The organism is Vagococcus allomyrinae, from assembly GCF_017829975.1.
GTDB lineage: Bacteria > Bacillota > Bacilli > Lactobacillales > Vagococcaceae > Vagococcus_D > Vagococcus_D allomyrinae.
Genome location: NZ_JAEEGA010000006.1, coordinates 53342 through 71302 on the forward strand (window position 1 = coordinate 53342; position 17961 = coordinate 71302).

At 39.5% G+C, this 17961-nt stretch carries 12 protein-coding genes; 10 read left to right on the top strand and 2 right to left on the bottom strand.

Going from position 1 to position 17961, the window contains the following annotated elements:
- Nucleotides 1–113: 113 nt before the first annotated feature.
- The 6 genes from pyrG to I6N95_RS10375 all read left to right on the top strand — a co-directional run bounded on the left by pyrG (nucleotide 114) and on the right by I6N95_RS10375 (nucleotide 11303).
- Nucleotides 114–1715, top strand: coding sequence for a CTP synthase (pyrG, locus tag I6N95_RS10350; RefSeq protein ID WP_209527324.1), 1602 nt, complete (start codon nucleotides 114–116; stop codon nucleotides 1713–1715).
- A 183-nt stretch (nucleotides 1716–1898) separates the two neighbouring features.
- A complete protein-coding gene (locus tag I6N95_RS10355) occupies nucleotides 1899–2765 on the top strand; it encodes a class II fructose-bisphosphate aldolase (protein ID WP_209527326.1) in 867 nt (288 codons plus the stop codon).
- Nucleotides 2766–4993: 2228 nt separating this feature from the next.
- Entirely contained in the window at nucleotides 4994–5464 is a 471-nt protein-coding gene (locus I6N95_RS10360; RefSeq protein WP_209527328.1) for an RrF2 family transcriptional regulator, read from the top strand.
- A 22-nt stretch (nucleotides 5465–5486) separates the two neighbouring features.
- The gene (locus I6N95_RS10365; protein ID WP_209527330.1) at nucleotides 5487–8207 is read left to right on the top strand and encodes a YhgE/Pip domain-containing protein; all 2721 of its coding nucleotides are present in this window, start codon (nucleotides 5487–5489) and stop codon (nucleotides 8205–8207) included.
- A gap of 89 nt (nucleotides 8208–8296) precedes the next feature.
- The gene (locus tag I6N95_RS10370; RefSeq protein WP_209527332.1) at nucleotides 8297–9145 is read left to right on the top strand and encodes a PRD domain-containing protein; all 849 of its coding nucleotides are present in this window, start codon (nucleotides 8297–8299) and stop codon (nucleotides 9143–9145) included.
- A gap of 190 nt (nucleotides 9146–9335) precedes the next feature.
- Entirely contained in the window at nucleotides 9336–11303 is a 1968-nt protein-coding gene (locus tag I6N95_RS10375; protein WP_209527334.1) for a beta-glucoside-specific PTS transporter subunit IIABC, read from the top strand.
- A gap of 372 nt (nucleotides 11304–11675) precedes the next feature.
- Here the strand turns inward: I6N95_RS10375 and I6N95_RS10380 are convergent, their stop codons facing one another.
- A complete protein-coding gene (locus I6N95_RS10380) occupies nucleotides 11676–12707 on the bottom strand; it encodes a lactonase family protein (protein WP_209527335.1) in 1032 nt (343 codons plus the stop codon).
- 307 nt (nucleotides 12708–13014) lie between these two features.
- Here I6N95_RS10380 and I6N95_RS10385 point away from each other — a divergent pair, with 307 nt between their 5' ends.
- The 3 genes from I6N95_RS10385 (at nucleotide 13015) to I6N95_RS10395 (ending at nucleotide 15265) form a co-directional block, all read left to right on the top strand.
- On the top strand, nucleotides 13015–13371 hold the full coding sequence (locus I6N95_RS10385) for a PTS glucitol/sorbitol transporter subunit IIA (RefSeq protein ID WP_209527337.1): 357 nt from the start codon (nucleotides 13015–13017) through the stop codon (nucleotides 13369–13371).
- A 16-nt stretch (nucleotides 13372–13387) separates the two neighbouring features.
- Complete coding sequence (locus I6N95_RS10390; RefSeq protein WP_209527339.1) at nucleotides 13388–14563, top strand: AI-2E family transporter; 1176 nt, start codon at nucleotides 13388–13390, stop codon at nucleotides 14561–14563.
- A gap of 264 nt (nucleotides 14564–14827) precedes the next feature.
- Nucleotides 14828–15265 carry a hypothetical protein gene (locus tag I6N95_RS10395; protein WP_209527340.1) on the top strand — a complete coding sequence of 146 codons (438 nt, stop codon included), beginning with the start codon at nucleotides 14828–14830 and terminating at the stop codon, nucleotides 15263–15265.
- A gap of 104 nt (nucleotides 15266–15369) precedes the next feature.
- On the opposite strand, the gene I6N95_RS10400 is transcribed toward I6N95_RS10395, so the two are convergent.
- Complete coding sequence (locus I6N95_RS10400) at nucleotides 15370–16260, bottom strand: ArsR/SmtB family transcription factor (RefSeq protein ID WP_209527342.1); 891 nt, start codon at nucleotides 16258–16260, stop codon at nucleotides 15370–15372.
- A 200-nt stretch (nucleotides 16261–16460) separates the two neighbouring features.
- Between I6N95_RS10400 and arfA the strand changes: the two genes are divergently transcribed.
- Nucleotides 16461–17960 carry an arabinosylfuranosidase ArfA gene (gene arfA / locus I6N95_RS10405; protein WP_209527344.1) on the top strand — a complete coding sequence of 500 codons (1500 nt, stop codon included), beginning with the start codon at nucleotides 16461–16463 and terminating at the stop codon, nucleotides 17958–17960.
- Nucleotide 17961 lies beyond the last annotated feature (1 nt).

Consider the following 17961-nt stretch of genomic DNA (forward strand, 5'->3'; position numbering starts at 1 on the left):
GTCAATTGTCCAGGGGCTACTTAAAGAGGCCCAGGCGGTAAATTTGGCTGTCTGACAATGTGTGACATGACCATGGTCTTCCCCCCGGAAAAGAAGAAAGAGGGAGTTTTGTAATGACAACGAAGTATATTTTTGTAACAGGTGGCGTGGTGTCGTCAATCGGTAAAGGAATCGTAGCAGCGTCACTTGGACGTTTGCTAAAGAACAGAGGATTGAAGGTAACCATTCAAAAGTTTGACCCGTACATTAACATCGACCCAGGGACCATGAGTCCTTATCAACATGGGGAAGTCTTTGTTACAGATGACGGTGCTGAAACTGACTTGGATTTAGGTCATTACGAGCGTTTTATTGATATTAGTTTAAACAAGTTCTCCAATGTCACAACCGGGAAAGTCTATGAAGAGGTTTTAAAGAAAGAGCGACGTGGTGATTATTTAGGGGCAACCGTTCAAGTCATTCCACACATTACCGATGAACTAAAAAGTCGGATTATGCGGGCCGCGGAAACAACTGGAGCGGATGTGATTATTACGGAAGTAGGTGGTACAGTTGGCGATATTGAATCGCTGCCCTTTTTAGAAGCTTTGCGTCAAATGAAACGAGATGTTGGGTCTGACAATGTTATGTATATCCATACCACCTTAATTCCTTACTTAAAGGCGGCTGGTGAAATGAAAACTAAACCCACGCAACACAGTGTGAAAGAGTTGCGCAGTTTAGGAATTCAACCGAATCTGTTAGTGGTTCGAACGGAGCAAGCAGTCCCTCAGTCGATGAAAGAAAAGTTGGCGTTGTTTTGTGATGTAGAGGCAGAGGCAGTAATTGAGTCGCTGGATGTTGAGACGTTGTATTCCATTCCTTTAAATCTGCAAAAACAAGGGATGGATCAATTGGTTTGCGATCACTTAAAATTAACGACACCAGCGGCTGATATGAGCCAGTGGCAAGCCTTGGAACAACGAGTATTAAATCTGACCAAAAAAACGCGAATCGCTTTAGTAGGAAAATACGTTGAACTGCCCGATGCCTATTTATCGGTGGTTGAGGCGTTAAAACATGCTGGTTTTGAGTATGACACTGATATTGAATTGGATTGGGTTAATTCAGAGCTGGTCACAGCTGATAACGCAGTTGAGTTATTGAAGGATGCCGATGGGATCTTGGTGCCAGGGGGATTTGGTGATCGAGGACTTGAAGGAAAAATCGAAGCCATTCGTTATGCCCGGGAAAATGATGTGCCATTTTTAGGAATTTGCTTAGGCATGCAATTAGCGTGCGTTGAATTTGCCCGTAATGTAGTGAAATTGCCAGATGCTGGTTCAGCCGAAAATAATCCGACGGTCACTCATAATATTATTGATCTAATGACTGATCAAGAAAATGTCACGGAATTAGGTGGTACCTTGCGCTTAGGTTTGTATCCTTGTCAATTAAAAGTTGGCAGTCGTGCTTGGCAAGCTTATGGCGAACAAGCTGTAGTTGAAGAACGTCATCGCCATCGTTATGAGTTTAACAATGAGTATCGTGAGATCATGGCCGAGAAAGGGTTAGTTTTCTCAGGCGTTTCACCAGATAATCGTTTAGTTGAAATTGTGGAACTACCCGCACATAAGTTTTATGTGGCAGCTCAATTCCATCCAGAACTCATTTCACGACCAAATCGACCACAACCCTTATTTAAAGCTTTTATCGGAGCAGCCTTAGGCGATTAATCTAATTTTTTCAGAAATTATCAGAAATTCGAGTGAAAACTCGTGTAAATGTGAAATGTTTTTCAAATAAAGCGATAATTTTCTGCTTTTAGGTAGAAATGTACTCTTATTTCTGATAAAATATGTATGTCAGTTAAGTTCGACTTAACAAAAATTGTTTTCCACTAATAGGAGGAATTGTAAATGGCATTAGTATCAGCTACAGAAATGTTAAAAAAAGCGCGTGAAGGTAAATATGCAATCGGTGCTTTTAACACAAACAACTTAGAATGGACAAAAGCTATTCTAAAAGGGGCTCAAGAGTCTAACTCTCCAGTCATGATTCAAACATCTATGGGCGCTGCAAAATACATGGGTGGCTACCAATTATGTGTTCACTTGGTTGAAGATTTAATTGAATCTATGGGAATTACAGTTCCAGTAGCACTTCACTTAGACCACGGTGAATATGAAGATGCATTAAAATGTATCGAATTAGGTTACACGTCTGTTATGTATGATGGTTCTCACCATCCGTTTGACAAAAACTTAGAAGAAGCAAAAGATGTTGTGGCTAAAGCTCATGCTAAAGGCGTTTCTGTTGAGTGTGAAGTTGGGAGCATCGGCGGCGAAGAAGATGGTATCATCGGTTCTGGTGAATTAGCTGATCCAGCTGAATGTAAACAAATGTCAGATACTGGAATTGATTTCTTAGCAGCTGGTATTGGTAACATCCACGGTTCTTACCCAGAAAACTGGACTGGTTTAAGCTTCGATACATTAAAAGCTATTGCTGATGTGACTGATGGCAAACCTCTAGTATTACATGGTGGATCTGGTATTCCTTTAGAGCAAGTTCAAAAAGCAATTTCTCTAGGCGTATCTAAAATTAACGTAAACACTGAATGTCAAGAAGTGTTTGCAGCGGCAACTCGTAAATACATTGAAGAAGGAAAAGATCTTGAAGGTAAAGGTTTTGACCCTCGTAAATTACTAGAACCAGGCACAACTGCTGTGACTGAACTAGTGAAACAAAGAATCGAATGGTTCGGTTCAAAAGGTAAAGCATAATTAAGTAAGAAAGGCAGAGCTGAGGCTCTGTCTTTTTTGATGAAACTGTCTGTTAATCGCTGGTTATTTAAATTATTAAAATTTTTATAACAATCATGAAAACGCTTGCAAGTCAGCTCGTAATTTAGTATTATAGTAGAATAATAAGTTTTAAGAAAAGATAGACAAGCTAGTACGCCATATAAATTTCGAGAAACAGGAACGACTGATAAGGGAAAGCTCTGGAGCAAATGAGTTCAATCAGCACCAGCTTGTTGATGGAGAGTAAATCAGTTCATGCCGGCGAAATAAATCGCAAAAAAAGATAACAAATTAGAAAACGCCAAAAACAGAGATGAGTGAGGGTATCACTCATGAGATTACTTGTGATGTTAATGGGATTCAATTCAGTGATAATGCGTTATAAAATGAGTGACGGGATCACTCATTGGTTGAGGAAATGATTATTTTAGCACAACATAAAAATTCGATGGAACTGCGAAAAGCTTTGGTGGCAGTGGGAAATTAGGATAGATAAGATAACAAATGAAAAAGTGAGAAAACAAGAATTGTTGATGAAATCACTCATGAAGCTGCTTGTGATGTTAACGGGATTCAACTCAGCGGTAATGCGTTATAAAACGAGTGATGGGATCACTCATTGGTTGAGGAAATGATTATTTTAGCACAACGTAAAAATTCGATGGGACTGCGAAAAGTTTTGGTGGCGGCGAGTAATCAGGATAGATAAGATAACAAATGAAAAAGTGAAAAAACAAGAATTGTTGATGAAATCACTCATGAAGCTGCTTGTGATGTTAATGGGATTTGGTTCAGTGATAATGCGTTATAAAACGAGTGACGGGATCACTCATTGGTTGAGGAAATGATTATTTTAGCACAACATAAAAATTCGATGGACTGCGAAAAGTTTTGGTGGCAGTGGGAAATCAGGATAGATAAGATAACAAATGAAAAAGCGAGAAAACAGGAATGGTTGCTGAAATCACTCATGAAGCTGCTTGTGATGTTAATGGGATTAAACTCAGCGATAATGTGTTATAAAACGAGTGACGGGATCACTCATTGGGTGAGGAAATGATTATTTTAGTACAACAGAAAAATTCGATCGAACTGCGAAAAGTTTTGGTGGCGGCGAGTAATCAGGATATATAAGATAACAAATAAAAAAGTGAAAAAACAAGAATTGTTGCTGAAATCACTCACGAAGCTGCTTGTGATGTTAATGGGATTTAGTTCAGTGGTAATGTGTTATAAAACGAGTGATGGGATCACTCATTGGTTGAGGAAATGATTATTTTAGCACAACGTAAGAATTCGATGGAACTGCGAAAAGCTTTGGTGGCAGAGAGAAATCAGGATATATAAGATAACAAATAAAAAAGTGAGAAAACAAGAACTGTTGATGAAATCACTCACGAAGCTGCTTGTGATGTTAATGGGATTCTATTCAGCGATAATGCGTTATAAAACGAGTGATGGGATCACTCATTGGTTGAGGAAATGATTATTTTAGTACAACAGAAAAATTCGATGGAACTGCGAAAAGCTTTGGTGGCGGCGAGTAATCAGGATAGATAAGATAACAAATGAAAAAGTGAAAAAACAAGAATGGTTGCTGAAATCATTCATGAAGCTGCTTGTGATGTTAATGGGATTTGGTTCAGTGGTAATGTGTTATAAAACGAGTGATGGGATCACTCATTGGTTGAGGAAATGATTATTTTAACACAACAGAAAAATTCGATGGAACTACGAAAAGCTTTGGTGGCAGAGAGAAATCAGGATAGATAAGATAACAAATGAAAAAGTGAGAAAACAAGAACTGTTGATGAAATCACTCACGAAGCTGCTTGTGATGTTATGAGGTGTTCACTTAGGGTTAGGCAGTTTTAAAATAAGTGACGAGGCACTCCTTGTATAAGCGCCTCTTTTTAGTGACAAAAATCGGCAGGAAAATGATGAAATTAAGATAGACATAGAATGTTGTTAAAGCTTAGACTAAGTGATTTTTGTCGTCCTTAACAATCGTTTTAAATTGGTTACAGTTAATTACCTCTAGGGTAACTGACTGTAATTTTTTTTGGTTGTGAAAGAGTAAGTAAAGAAAATTACAGAAAAAAATCAAAATACTTGCATTAGAGATAAATAAAATCTATAATGGATTTCATAAGTAGAGGAATTAAATAGATGTTATTTATTTAATGTGATTAAAGGAGTTGACTTACATGAAATTGACCAATGCAACAGAGCAAGCTTTGGCCATAATGGCCATGCTTTCCATGCAACCCAAAAATGTGCCCGTCTCGTCAGAAAGTATCTATACGAAATTATCGGTCTCTCAATCCTATATCAAAAAGTTGTTACGTAAACTGGTAGTATCTAAGTTAATCGGTGGTGTGTCAGGAAATAATGGCGGCTTTTATTTGGAAAAAGAGACATCGGAAATTTCTCTCTTAGAAATTGTCGAGGCCATTGAAGGGCCTTTAGAAACCTTTCCAGATATCGGTGTTTTACAACGGGCGTTCTCAGAATTTGACGAATATGCTCAAAATGGCCACAGCATTGTCTCCTCTTTTTTCTCAGAAGCAGATCGTCTTTGGGAGGAGCGGTTGCGTCAAGTTTCTGTCAGAGAGGTACTGGAAAAAGTATTTGAAAAAGAAGTGGAAATACCCACACGGGATTGGAATCAGATTTAACAGTGAAGGAAGATGGTAGGAAATGAAAAAGAGTCTCAAACAGACAGGTGAATTATTTAAATTAGATTGGCAACGGATATTTCACAACAAATTAACGTTGTTATTAATTATTGCCCTCATGATCATCCCATCTTTATACGCTTGGTTTAACATAGCGGCCCTTTGGGATCCTTATTCGAATACGAAAGATATTTCAATAGCCGTTTTTTCGGAAGATAAAACAGTCACTGTGCTGGACAAAGAAGTCAATATTGGCGATCAGATAGTGACGAGCCTCAAAAAAAATAAAACAGTTGGTTGGCGGTTCGTTGATTCTAAAGCGGAATTGGACAAAGGCGTTAAAAGTGGTGAATTTTTTGGCGGGATTTATCTACCTGAAAACTTTTCAGCTAACTTAGTGAGCTTTATTGATGGTGATATTCAAAAGCCAGAAATAAAGTATAGTGTGAACCAAAAAATCAATGCGATTGCGCCTAAGATTACCGACAAAGGGGCCAACACTATTAAAGATACCATCAGTAAAGAGTTTGTTGGGACTGTTAGCGAAACTTTACTGAAAACTTTTAATGAATTAGGTTATGATTTGGACTCCAATATGGCCAGTATTAATAAAATTACCAGCAAGGTGATTTTGCTGGATGATAATTTAGATAAAATTGATGGCTATACGAAAGAAGTAGTCGAGTTAAATAAAAAGATGCCAGAGTACAAGGAAAAACTGGAAAAGGCCAATGAATTTATCAAATACATCCCTGAAGTTAACAAGATGGGGGATAAATTAATTGAGGTTAATAAGCTAATGCCTCAAATTAAAGAATCAGGCAAAATGATTTTAACATTGCAAGAAAAAATCCCTGAGATTGAAAATGCAGGACGTCAAATCAAAACGATTGACGAAGACTTTGATGATCTCGTTGGGATTATGACTGATGCTATCGGTGAAGCGAAAAAAGGGGTTGAAATCGTCGAGAAAGCTCAGACGGTCTTACCTGATGTTCAAAAGTTAGCAGAAACTGCTAATCAGATGATTCCCGAGGTTTCTGCTAGTATTGAAGAAGTCCAAAATGCGTTGCCAGAAATAGCCGAAGGTGTTGGGACTGGTTTTCAAATTATCTCTGCCATTGCTCGTGATGTCCAAATCAGTTCTCAAAAATTGGCAGAATTACTGGGGGACAACGAGCTAACACCAGAACGCAAAGCGGAAATCAAAGCGGCTTTGGCGAGTTTAAATTCAAGTTTAGGTGCATTGGATCAAATGATCAGCTCCACAGTCGGAATGTTGCAACAGATTCAGGAATTGACTGGCAGTACCGACTTGCAACCGATTATTGATACCTTAGTTGGAGCTCAAGGTCGCATTCCGCAATTACAAGGGGACATTGAATATGTGATTGCTAATATTGACGGCTGGTCATCAGCTGAGTTGCAACAACACTTAACAACGATTAGTCAGGAAGCAGGGACATTGGCAGATGCCTTGAGCACCATCACCCCAGAAGCGATTAAAGCCAAAGTGGCCCCTCTTTTAGCTCAATTACAAGAGCTTCTAGGATCTGCTAAAAACATTACAGGGAAAGTGGTCGATGAACAGTTAATCACTCAACTAGACACGCTCTTGACCAATACGACCCAAACGGTAACACAGGCCATCACTTTTTTAGAGAAATACCAAGCTGAATTGCCAGCCGTTAAACAGGAAATCCACACTGCCAATGAAATTCTTAATGGCAATATGACGACGATTGTCAGTGGCATCAATAAAGCGGCTGATTTGTATCAAAATGATTTGCCGGAATTGGCAACGAAACTCAACAAAGCAGCGACGTTTGTTGAAAATGATTTGCCTAAAATCGAAGCGGATTTAACAAAGACTTTGGAAATGGTTAATCAAAAAATGCCACAAGTAGAAGAGGCATTAAATACAGCCACAACAATGATTCAAGATGACTGGCCCAACATTCGCAGCGGTGTTCACAAGGCGGCGGGGTTGATTCGTAAGGGTCAAAAAGATGTGGACTTAAAAGAAATTGTTAAATTGTTAAAATCAGATGCCAATGCTGAAAGTGATTTTATCTCAAATCCAGTGACGATTGATCAAAAAGATGTTTACCCAGTTCCAAATAATGGCTCAGCCAGTGCGCCTTTCTATACAGCGCTTTGTCTTTGGGTGGGAGCCGTCTTATTTTCAAGTATTGCGTCAACAGAGTTTCAACTATCTGATGAGCAAAAAAAGAAATACTCAAAACGGCAACAGTTTTTGGCAAGAATGGGAACTTACTTAGTTGTTGGCTTTTTCCAAGCCTTAATCGTCAGTGTGGGAAATCACTGGTTACTTGGGACATACGCGGTCAGTCCTTTGTACAGTATCTTGTTTGCTTTACTAGTTGGTTTTACCTTTATGATGATGGTCTATGTCCTAGTGGCGATTTTTGGCAACTTGGGCAAAGGCGCGGCGATTATTATTTTAGTGCTTTCCATCTCAGGCGGGGGAGGAAACTACCCGATTCAGATGTCAGGGAAGTTTTTCCAGTTTATTAATCCGCTACTGCCTTTTACTCATGCTGTCAATCTCTTGCGAGAACCAGTCGGCGGAATTTATTGGCCAAATGCCTGGAAGGCGATCATTATTTTAAGCTTGATCATGGTAGGATTTTTCGTGCTAGGTGTTTGGATTTATCCAAAACTTCGTCCCTTCTTTAAGAAATTAAACGAAAATCTTCATGAAGGCAAAATTTTACACTAGATTTTTGATGACGACTCAAGTTAAAAAAACTTGAGTCGTTGTTTTTTGTAGTATATGATTAGAGAGAAAAAACAAGTAAGGAGGCCATCATGAATTATTTAAAAAAGTTCAACAACAATGTTGCGATGGTCATTGATAATGAGGAGAAGGAATGGATTGTCATTGGCAAAGGGATCAGTTTTGGCAAACGACCAGGGGATAAAATTGTGACCAGTGAAATTGAGCGTCGGTTTTTAGCGGAACCCTCTCAGGATTTTTCCTATATCGTTCAAACTATTTTTAGTATGGACGCAGAATTAATCGAAGCGGTCAATGAGATGATTCATGAAGCGGAGCTGGTGATTGGGGTAAAGTTAAAGGACAAAAACTATATTACGTTGTTGGATCATATTAATTTTGCTTTAAAGCGAACAAGTGAAGGGATTGAGTATTCTGCTCCCTTAAAATGGGAAACCAAACGGTTGTATCCGAAGGAATATCAAGCAGCGGTCCAATCCATTGGTTATTTAAACCAGCGTCTAGGAATAAATTTGCCAAAGAGTGAAGAAACGTTCATTACCATGCATTATGTGAATGCTCAAGATGGTAAGGAAAAACTGGAGCAATCTGATCGCATTAACATGATTGTGCGGATGATTATGACTTTTGTTAGCGATGAATACCAGATTGAATTAGATGAAGAGTCAACCAATTATATTCGCTTTGTGACTCACTTACGGTATTTTATCATTCGTCAAATCAACAATGAAAGTTTGAAAGACAGCTCACTCGACCGTGATTTAATGATGATTATTAAAGAAAAATACCGACGAGCTTACGAAGTGGCCTTAGGGGTCAGCGAAAAAGTCCGTCGGGAAGAAGACTGGGAAATTACAAGCAATGAAGTCCTCTATCTAACGATTCACATTTGGCGCGTGACCAGTGTAGATGATGAATAGTTAAAGAAAAGGTTTACATTATTAGGTAAATCTGATAGAATGGATTTGTCAGAAATAGGACTGTTACCATTAGAGGGCATAACCTAAGCTGACATAGATATGGAGCAACTGTCTCCATGTTTATGTCAGTTTAGGTTTTTTTGTTGTTTACTATGTTAGCTAGTCAGTGAAAGAAGGAGGATAAAGAGATATGAAGTATGAAGAATTGGCTAAAGAAATTATTGCCGGTGTTGGCGGGGAGGACAATGTCAAAAGTGTCTTTCACTGTGTGACGCGCTTGCGATTTAAGTTGGAGAATGAAAGTAAGGCACAGACGGAAAAGCTTAAGGGACTGGACGGCATTGTCACGGTGATGCAAAGCGGTGGACAGTATCAAGTTGTTATTGGCAATCATGTGGACGAAGTCTTTAATGCCGTCGTGAAGGCTGGCAATATTAAAACAGAATCGATGGATATCTCAGATGCGGAACCAAGTGGTAATTTATTTGATCGCTTTATTGATTTAATTTCAGGCATTTTCACACCAACATTAGGCGTTTTAGCGGCTACGGGGATGATTAAAGGCTTGGTTGCCCTGTTGGTTTCCATGAACGTCTTAGTGGATGGCCAAAATACGTTTATTATTTTAAATGCCGCCGGTGACGCCATGTTTAATGCCTTGCCGATTTTCTTAGGTTATAATGCGGCTAAAAAATTCCGTTCGAATCCTTTTATTGCCATGACCATTGCCGCGGCGATGATCTATCCGTCAATAGCCGGGTTATCACCATTGGCGATGGCGGGAGCAGGAGCTGAGCCCTTATATACGTTATTTTCCGGGACGCTGTTTGAGGCCCCTGTCTACATTACGTTTTTAGGTTTGCCAGTTATTATGATGAGTTATGCCTCATCCGTTATTCCAATCATTATTTCCGTTTACGTTTCCTCTAAAGTCGAGCGGTTTTTCACGAAGGTAATTCCCAGCGTCGTTAGGACCTTTTTAGTGCCTTTTTGTGTGATTTTAGTGATGGTTCCACTGACGTTTCTTATTATTGGGCCAGTCGCAACTTGGGCAGGGAATTTGCTTGGGGCATTGACGGAGCTATTGTATAATTTCAGTCCAGTGGTGACCGGTGTCTTTATTGGGGCCTTCTGGCAAGTTTTTGTCATCTTTGGTTTGCATTGGGGCTTGATTCCGATTATGATGAGCAATTTACAGGTTCTCGGCTATGATATGATTGTCGTTTTAAGTTTTGCTTGTTCTTTTGCGCAAACTGGGGCGGTTGCCGCGGTGTACTTGAAAACTAAAAACAAAAAGACTAAGTCTTTAGCAATTCCAGCATTTATTTCAGGGATTTTTGGTGTAACAGAACCAGCTATTTATGGGGTAACCCTACCACTTAAGCGGCCTTTTTATGCGAGCTGTGCGGCTGGAGCGGTTGGCGGCGGGATTCTCGGACTACTCGGAACGAAATCTTATATCAATGGCGGTTTGGGGATCTTTGCCTTTCCGAATTATCTCAATGTTGAAACAGGGATGGACATGGCCTTTTACGGGTCATTTATCGCCGCAGGTGTTGGCTTGGTTTTAGGATTTATCTTTGCTTATATGATCGGCTTTAAAGAAGATCTGACAGAACCAGAGTTAGTTAGTGCTGGCGGGCCAAATCAACGATCAGTGATGCCAGAAGTTGAGGCGGCAGTTGTGCCATCCCAAGTTGAAGCAGTCGACGCAGTCATTTTGAGCCCTTTAGATGGTACTCTTAGCCCCTTGTCTGAGATAGACGATGAAGTTTTTTCTTCAGGTGCTATGGGGCAAGGGCTGGCTATTACCCCAACCAAAGGTGAATTGCGTTCTCCCGTGACGGGTCGAGTGACAACCATTTTTCCTACTGGACATGCGGTTGGTTTAACTTCTGATGAGGGTGTAGAAGTGTTATTGCATATTGGCATGGATACGGTTGAACTTAAGGGGCAGGGCTTTGAGGCCTTTGTTAAATCTGGGGAAACCGTTGGGGCAGGCGACCTCTTAGTACGTTTCGATATTGATAAAATTAAGGCCGAGGGCTACAGTGTGGTGACGCCTGTCGTCATAACCAATGGCGCTGATTATCGTGTTGAGCTAACTACGGCAACAACTGCCACCACGGGCCAGTCGTTAATCACGATTAAAGACTAAGTCATGAGGCTATCTACATCCTGTAAAATAATCAGACATGGGGCGACAGAAATAAACCTCAGTCAAAAGGGGGACTTTCAGCTTTGCTTCCGCTGAAAGATGAACGGGAGCAGCCTTCAAATTTAGTACTTAGAATTGGTTGAGAGCGAAGCCTACGTAGTGACTCTTTAGTGGGAATTATCTAGCTATAGAAAAAGAGGCTAGGACAATAGTCCCAGCCTCCGATACTTTTACGAACATTGTGAGATAGACGCGCTCCAAAAGTCTGCTCTCTCGGCAATTTCTCAAAACCCGAGCAATCGAAAAAGCCGATTATTCGGGTTCTTCGAGATTGCTCGGAGCAAAACGACTTTATGTCCCAGCTTGTTTTCATTATTTAACGAAGTAAGTACAGACACATTCTGGTGCGAACACATCTTTTTGAATCAATGTTAAGTGACCGGTTGCAGCGTCACGGCTGAAAAGAGTCAAGTTATCTGATTCTTGATGAGCAACAACGACGAATTCGTCAGTGCTATTTAAGGCGAAATCGCGAGGAATATGACCTTCAGATGAAATCAGTTGGCTCAATTCTAAGGCTTTGCCATCGTCAATTGTTTGGAAGACCGCGATTGAATCATGGCCACGGTTTGAGGCGTAAACAAATTTGCCATCTTGCGAAATGCGGATGGCTGCGCCACCGTTAAAGTCGGTAAAATCAGCGGGAATTGTTGAAATAGTGTGCAACGTTTCAAATTTGCCAGTTGCCGCATCGTAGCTTAATGTCACCACGGTATTGGCTAATTCACCAAAGAGATAAGCGATTTTGCCATTTGGGTGAAAGACTAAATGGCGAGGGCCAGTTCCAGGTGTTGCGTGGTAAACGGCCACTTCTGTCAGCTTGCCATCAGCTGCAATATCGTAAGTATAAACGCCATCTGTTCCTAGATCACAAGCGACGAGGCGTTTGTCAGGCGTTAAATCGGTGTAGTGAGCATGAGGGCCTTTTTGATTTTCATGAGGTCCATTGCCTTCATGTTGGATCTTATCGACTAATTGGATCGTGCCATCGGCTTGAATTTTATAAGATAAAACTTGACCTTTGTGATAATTGGCGCCAAATACTAAGCCGCGCTCATTGTCGATGCCGACATAACAAGGCGGCGCGCCTTCTTCTGTGACCGCATTTAATAAGCTATAGCCACCATTTGCTTCTGGTTGATAGGCAGCCATCCCACCTTCACCATCAACAATCGTCATCGAATATAAGTGATTATCACTGCCAACGCCAACATAGGTAGGATTTGTTTCAGTGATAACTGGTTTAAAGTTTACAAGTGCCTGCTTTTCTGTATCAAGAGAAATTTCATAAATCCCTTTACTTTCTCTCTTGGTATAAGTCCCTAATAAGATTTTTTCTAACATAAAACGCCATCCTCTCAATCTTTATAACCAAAGTATAGCATAAAGATTTTTCGATTGACACGGTAAAGCTATTGGCTACAATCAATCTCTTGTTTTTTGTGAAGTAATTTGTTTTTTTGACAGAAGTGATTGAGTGACGGAGCTAGCTCTTTCGTTGCTGGAAAAATAATGAATTAGTAAACTTTGATTCTTAAACACCTCTCATTAATTGGTTTGTGGTACAATTAAAAAGGAGAGAAGTGGCATTTATGTAACACAATTAATAAAAGTGACCCTTCCCATAGAAAAATAGGTTAGGAGCAGACAGATGACACAAGGAATTGTTAGACATATCGGTTCTCAAGCAATCGATGCTAAAGACAAGATGTTAATTTTATTTGGCGATGACGCTACCGAGGAATTGAAAAAGGTATCCATTATTCAAGATCTTAAAACGGCAGGTCAGCCGATTGAGCTAAAAGAAGGGGGGAAAATTTCTTTTGGTAGACAGGACTATACAATTACTCACGTAGGTCATCTTGCGATTAATCACTTAAATTCAATTGGTCATGTGACCGTTGTTTTCAAGGACGCGCCAGCAGAGGATAGTTTGGTTAATGCTATCTATGTGACCCCTTTTGAGATGCCACAGATCACAGAAGGCTCAACGATCACTTATCACTAACTATTAGGAGGTCACTATGGAAAAAAAAGAAAATGAGCACAGCAAATCCTCTTGGTTTTGGAAATGGTTTTTGAACAACCAAGTTGTGACCGGACTTCTCGTCATCTTATTGTGTCTCTTGATTATTTTAGTCTTTACCAAAGTATCTTACTTATTTACGCCAGTTTGGCAATTTTTTGGTATCGTTGGTTTTCCGATTGTTTTTGCCGGCATTCTTTATTATTTCCTGAATCCCTTGGTTAACATGCTTGAGAAACGAGGCATCAAACGGGTCTGGGCCATCACCATCATTTTTATTGGGATTATTGCCTTAATGGCTTGGGGAATTATCATCTTAGTGCCTAAAATTCAAGAGCAAACAATGAGCTTCTTAAACAATTGGCCAACTTACTGGAAAACAATTGAAGCTCAAACAACGAAGTGGTTAGGTCATCCAATGTTTGACCAGTATGTGGATCAGTTGGAAAAAATTAGTGAAAGTTTGTTTGATAGTATTGGGAACATCGTGAAAAACCTTTCTAAAACAACCTTTGAAGGGATTGGCAGTTTTATTGGTACGGTGGCGAATGTCTTTATCACCGTCATTACAACGCCTTTCATCCTCTTCTATTTACTGAAAGATGGCAAGGACATGATGTCTTACTTTGTAAATTTCTTGCCTACGAAAGCCCGCAAACCGACGACAAAAGTCTTAATTGATATTAATAACCAAGTTTCTCAATACATCCGTGGTCAGTTGACTGTGGCTTTTGCTGTAGCGGTCATGTTTGTGATTGGTTTTAGCTTGATTGGCTTGGATTATAGTATTACCTTAGGGATTTTAGCTGGATTTTTGAATTTGATTCCTTACTTAGGCTCATTTTTAGCGACGATTCCAGCGATTATTTTAGGCTTGGTTGTCGGGCCATCCATGTTGATTAAGGTCATTATCGTCTTTATTATTGAACAGGTGATTGAAGGGCGCTTTGTCTCACCTTTAGTGTTAGGCAGCCAGCTAAAAATTCACCCAATTACCATCATCTTTGTCTTGTTAACAGCCGGCAAACTATTCGGTGTCGTTGGCGTGATCGTTGGGATTCCTGGTTATGCGGCGATCAAAGTAGTGGTCACTCATTTATTTGATTGGTACCGTGACAAGTCCAGTTTATACGAAGAAAGCGAGTCGCCTGCGATTGAAGCACCAGATGAATAGAGGGCAAAAACAGTGTTCTTCCTAGAAGAATGCTGTTTTTGATTGATTTGAAAAAGCGTGTAAAAACATATAATTAATGAAAAAAAGCAATAAATTCAAATTTTGACTATCATTTCTTCTTAATTATGAGGTATGATTATAGCTGGAACTTTTGATAATTGTCAATTTTAATTAGTTTATGGGAGAGCGTAATCTGGTTTCCGTTTTATTAATGGGTGATTATTGAAATGAACTAACTATACGGAGGGAAGGAAAAAGGTTAATATGATTGTTATTATTTTAGAAGTCCTTCTTTGGTTTGCCCTTTATCCAGCTATCTGGTGGTTTGTTCTCAAATATTTATTTGAAGAATACCCTGTCTTAAATTATTTGAAATTATTGATTATACCTTTAGGGATAACTATCGCGATCCTACTTTTTGCTCTTTTACGAGACAGCACGCGTTTCGTTGTTGTTTTTCTAATTGAAGGTCCTAATAAATCTAAGTGGTTGGCAGAACAAGGGCCAAAAATTTCCCGATTATTATTTTGGACTTGGTTGTTGATGCCAATCACCGTTCGTTTAGTTTCTTTAACTAATGGTCGTGATTATAAAGTGTTAAAAAGACATGTTAAACAAATTAGAAAAAAAGTAACTCAGGTGACAGCGCCAGAAAAACCAGTGAGAAAAACGAAAAAACATAAAAAAAGTAAAAAAAAGTGACGTTGAAAGACAACTTGTAACGAAAAAAAACTCAGCCAATCGAAGATGGCTGAGTTTTTTTGTCGTGTATAGCAGCTTAGCTCCCTGTGGATGTCCGAATGATTTTAGCTGTAATAAACGTTGAAGTCAATGTCTTGATCATGATTCCCAAAACCTTTGCCAAATAAGGTACAACCACCAACATTGTCGGCGTCCTCTTTGACTTCTATTTTAAATGTCCATGTTTCTGCGGCAAAGTCGATGTCTGATGTGCTGATATCAGATAAGGAATCCCCATCCATGTAACAACCGTGATTGGTTATTCTAATGGTTTTGAGTAAACCGTATTGATTGTTTTTATCTGGGTACCAGTCTGGCGTAAATTTTCCTCGTGTATCGGCAAAGTCACCTGGACTGGTCCAAGTTCCCAGCTCACAGCCGTTTAATGAGAAGGTGATATCCGAAGGCCAGACATCGTTGGAAAAAGGAAACTCGGAACAAAGCTCTAAGGAAATATCAATCATTTCTAAGGTGTCGCTTTGGGATAAAAAATTGGGCGTACGGTATTCCACGAATCCTTTGGTAAACCAAAGGATGCTAGCATCCATGCGGCGTGGGTCCATAAAATATTTGGGCTCATCAACTTTGCCGATAAACTCGTTAACAGAGGCCAGTCCGCAAGTGGGTTCAACCAAATAATCTGTATAATGACCAACGGGGATGGAAGATCGATAAGTATCGAAAGCTTTGAAAATTTTTTTGGGAAAGCAGATCTCAATATTATCGACTTTTAGACTTGAGATCTTGTTTTGCTTGACTTTCTCAGTTTTAATAATGCCAGCTTCTTCTAGTTTTTTGATGTGCATGGTGATGATAGGACTACTTAAATCAAGTTCTTGCGCAATTTCTTTGATGTTCATTTTACTGGTAGCTAACAGTCTGATAATCGCTAGTCTGACGTCACTGGCTAAGGCCTCATATACTTTTAAAGAATCATTTGTTATATCTAGTTGCATCTGGCATTCTCCTATCATTCGATATTAATTGTATATTAACATTTATATTTATTTATGTAAATAGAAGGTGTTTTTTGAGTTATATATTAATAGATATGTTAATTAATAAGAATATAAATGAAATAAATTAACATAAAACTTATTGACAGCGATTGCAAAAGATATTATAATTCGTATTATCATTACTGAGGAGGTATTGCATGAAATCAAAAGTAACGGTATCGAAAGATTTTATCGTGTCAAAGGTTGATCCAAGGATTTATGGTTCCTTTGTGGAGCATATGGGGAGGTGTGTCTATGAGGGGATTTATGAGCCCGGTCACACAAATAGCGATTCAAAAGGCTTTAGAGAAGATGTTAAGGCCTTAGTGAGTGAACTAAATGTTCCGCTGATCCGTTACCCAGGAGGGAATTTTCTATCGGGTTATAATTGGGAAGATGGTGTTGGTGAGGTTTCCCAACGTCCTAAACGGTTGGATTTGGCTTGGCGAACTGTGGAAACCAATGAAATTGGGATTCACGAGTTTATGGGATGGGCTAAAACCGTTAATGCCGAAGTCAATATGGCTGTCAATTTAGGGACTCGCGGAGTTGATGCTGCCAGAAACTTAGTGGAATATTGTAATTTTGCTGGTGATTCAGAGTGGAGCAATCTTAGACGAAAGAACGGACAAGCAGAACCCTTTAAGATTAAAACCTGGTGTTTAGGAAATGAGATGGATGGCCCTTGGCAAATTGGTCATAAAACGGCTGAAGAGTACGGTCGGCTGGCAGAAGAAACGGCTAAAGCGATGAAGTTAGTTGATGACTCGATTGAGTTAGTGGTCTGCGGTAGTTCTAATAGTAAGATGCCAACATTTGCTTCATGGGAGGCAGAAGTGTTGGAACATGCCTATGAGCATGTGGATTATTTATCTTTACATCAATATTATGGGAATCATGAGAACAACATTGAGAATTATTTGGCTCAATCGATTGACATGGATCGTTATATTAAAAGTGTGGCGGCCATTTGTGATTACATCAAAGCCAAAAAGAGAAGTGATAAGCAATTGAACCTGTCTTTTGACGAGTGGAATATCTGGTACCATTCAAATGAAAAAGATGAGAGCAATGAACCATGGCAAGTGGCACCTCATATTCTTGAAGATGTCTACAACTTTGAAGACGCGTTAGTTTTGGGATGTATGTTGATTACCCTTGTGAAAAATGCGGACCGGGTTAAAATCGCTTGTCTGGCCCAATTAGTCAATGTGATTGCGCCGATTATGACCGAAAAAGAGGGACCTGCTTGGAAACAAACCATTTTTTATCCATTTATGCAATTATCGACTTTTGGCAGGGGGAATGTCTTATTGCCCCAAATCGATTGTCCTAGTTATGCAACCGACCAATTTGCAGAAGTCCCGTATTTAGAATCAGTTATTATTCACAATGAAGAGGCCTCGGAACTCGTGATTTTTGCAGTGAATCGTTCCCTGGATGAAAGTTTAACTTTGTCAGTCGACGCTCGCGATTTCACTGATCTGACGGTGGTTGAGTTCAGCCAAATGGCAGGGTTTGATATTAAGGAGGTCAATACCAAAGAGAAACAAGCAGTAAAACCAAGTATCAGCAATGATTACCAAATAACTGAAAACACCTTAGAAGCTGTTTTAGCACCACTTTCTTGGAATGTTATTAGATGTAAAGTCAAATAAT

Excerpts from the sequence above, each read along its gene's own strand:
- I6N95_RS10385 (WP_209527337.1), top strand. The coding sequence starts at position 13,015 with ATGACACAAGGAATTGTTAGACATATCGGTTCTCAAGCAATCGATGCT.
- I6N95_RS10395 (WP_209527340.1), top strand. The coding sequence starts at position 14,828 with ATGATTGTTATTATTTTAGAAGTCCTTCTTTGGTTTGCCCTTTATCCA.
- arfA (WP_209527344.1), top strand. The coding sequence starts at position 16,461 with ATGAAATCAAAAGTAACGGTATCGAAAGATTTTATCGTGTCAAAGGTT.
- I6N95_RS10390 (WP_209527339.1), top strand. The coding sequence starts at position 13,388 with ATGGAAAAAAAAGAAAATGAGCACAGCAAATCCTCTTGGTTTTGGAAA.
- I6N95_RS10365 (WP_209527330.1), top strand. The coding sequence starts at position 5,487 with ATGAAAAAGAGTCTCAAACAGACAGGTGAATTATTTAAATTAGATTGG.
- pyrG (WP_209527324.1), top strand. The coding sequence starts at position 114 with ATGACAACGAAGTATATTTTTGTAACAGGTGGCGTGGTGTCGTCAATC.
- I6N95_RS10400 (WP_209527342.1), bottom strand. The coding sequence starts at position 16,260 with ATGCAACTAGATATAACAAATGATTCTTTAAAAGTATATGAGGCCTTA.
- I6N95_RS10355 (WP_209527326.1), top strand. The coding sequence starts at position 1,899 with ATGGCATTAGTATCAGCTACAGAAATGTTAAAAAAAGCGCGTGAAGGT.
- I6N95_RS10370 (WP_209527332.1), top strand. The coding sequence starts at position 8,297 with ATGAATTATTTAAAAAAGTTCAACAACAATGTTGCGATGGTCATTGAT.
- I6N95_RS10380 (WP_209527335.1), bottom strand. The coding sequence starts at position 12,707 with ATGTTAGAAAAAATCTTATTAGGGACTTATACCAAGAGAGAAAGTAAA.
- I6N95_RS10360 (WP_209527328.1), top strand. The coding sequence starts at position 4,994 with ATGAAATTGACCAATGCAACAGAGCAAGCTTTGGCCATAATGGCCATG.
- I6N95_RS10375 (WP_209527334.1), top strand. The coding sequence starts at position 9,336 with ATGAAGTATGAAGAATTGGCTAAAGAAATTATTGCCGGTGTTGGCGGG.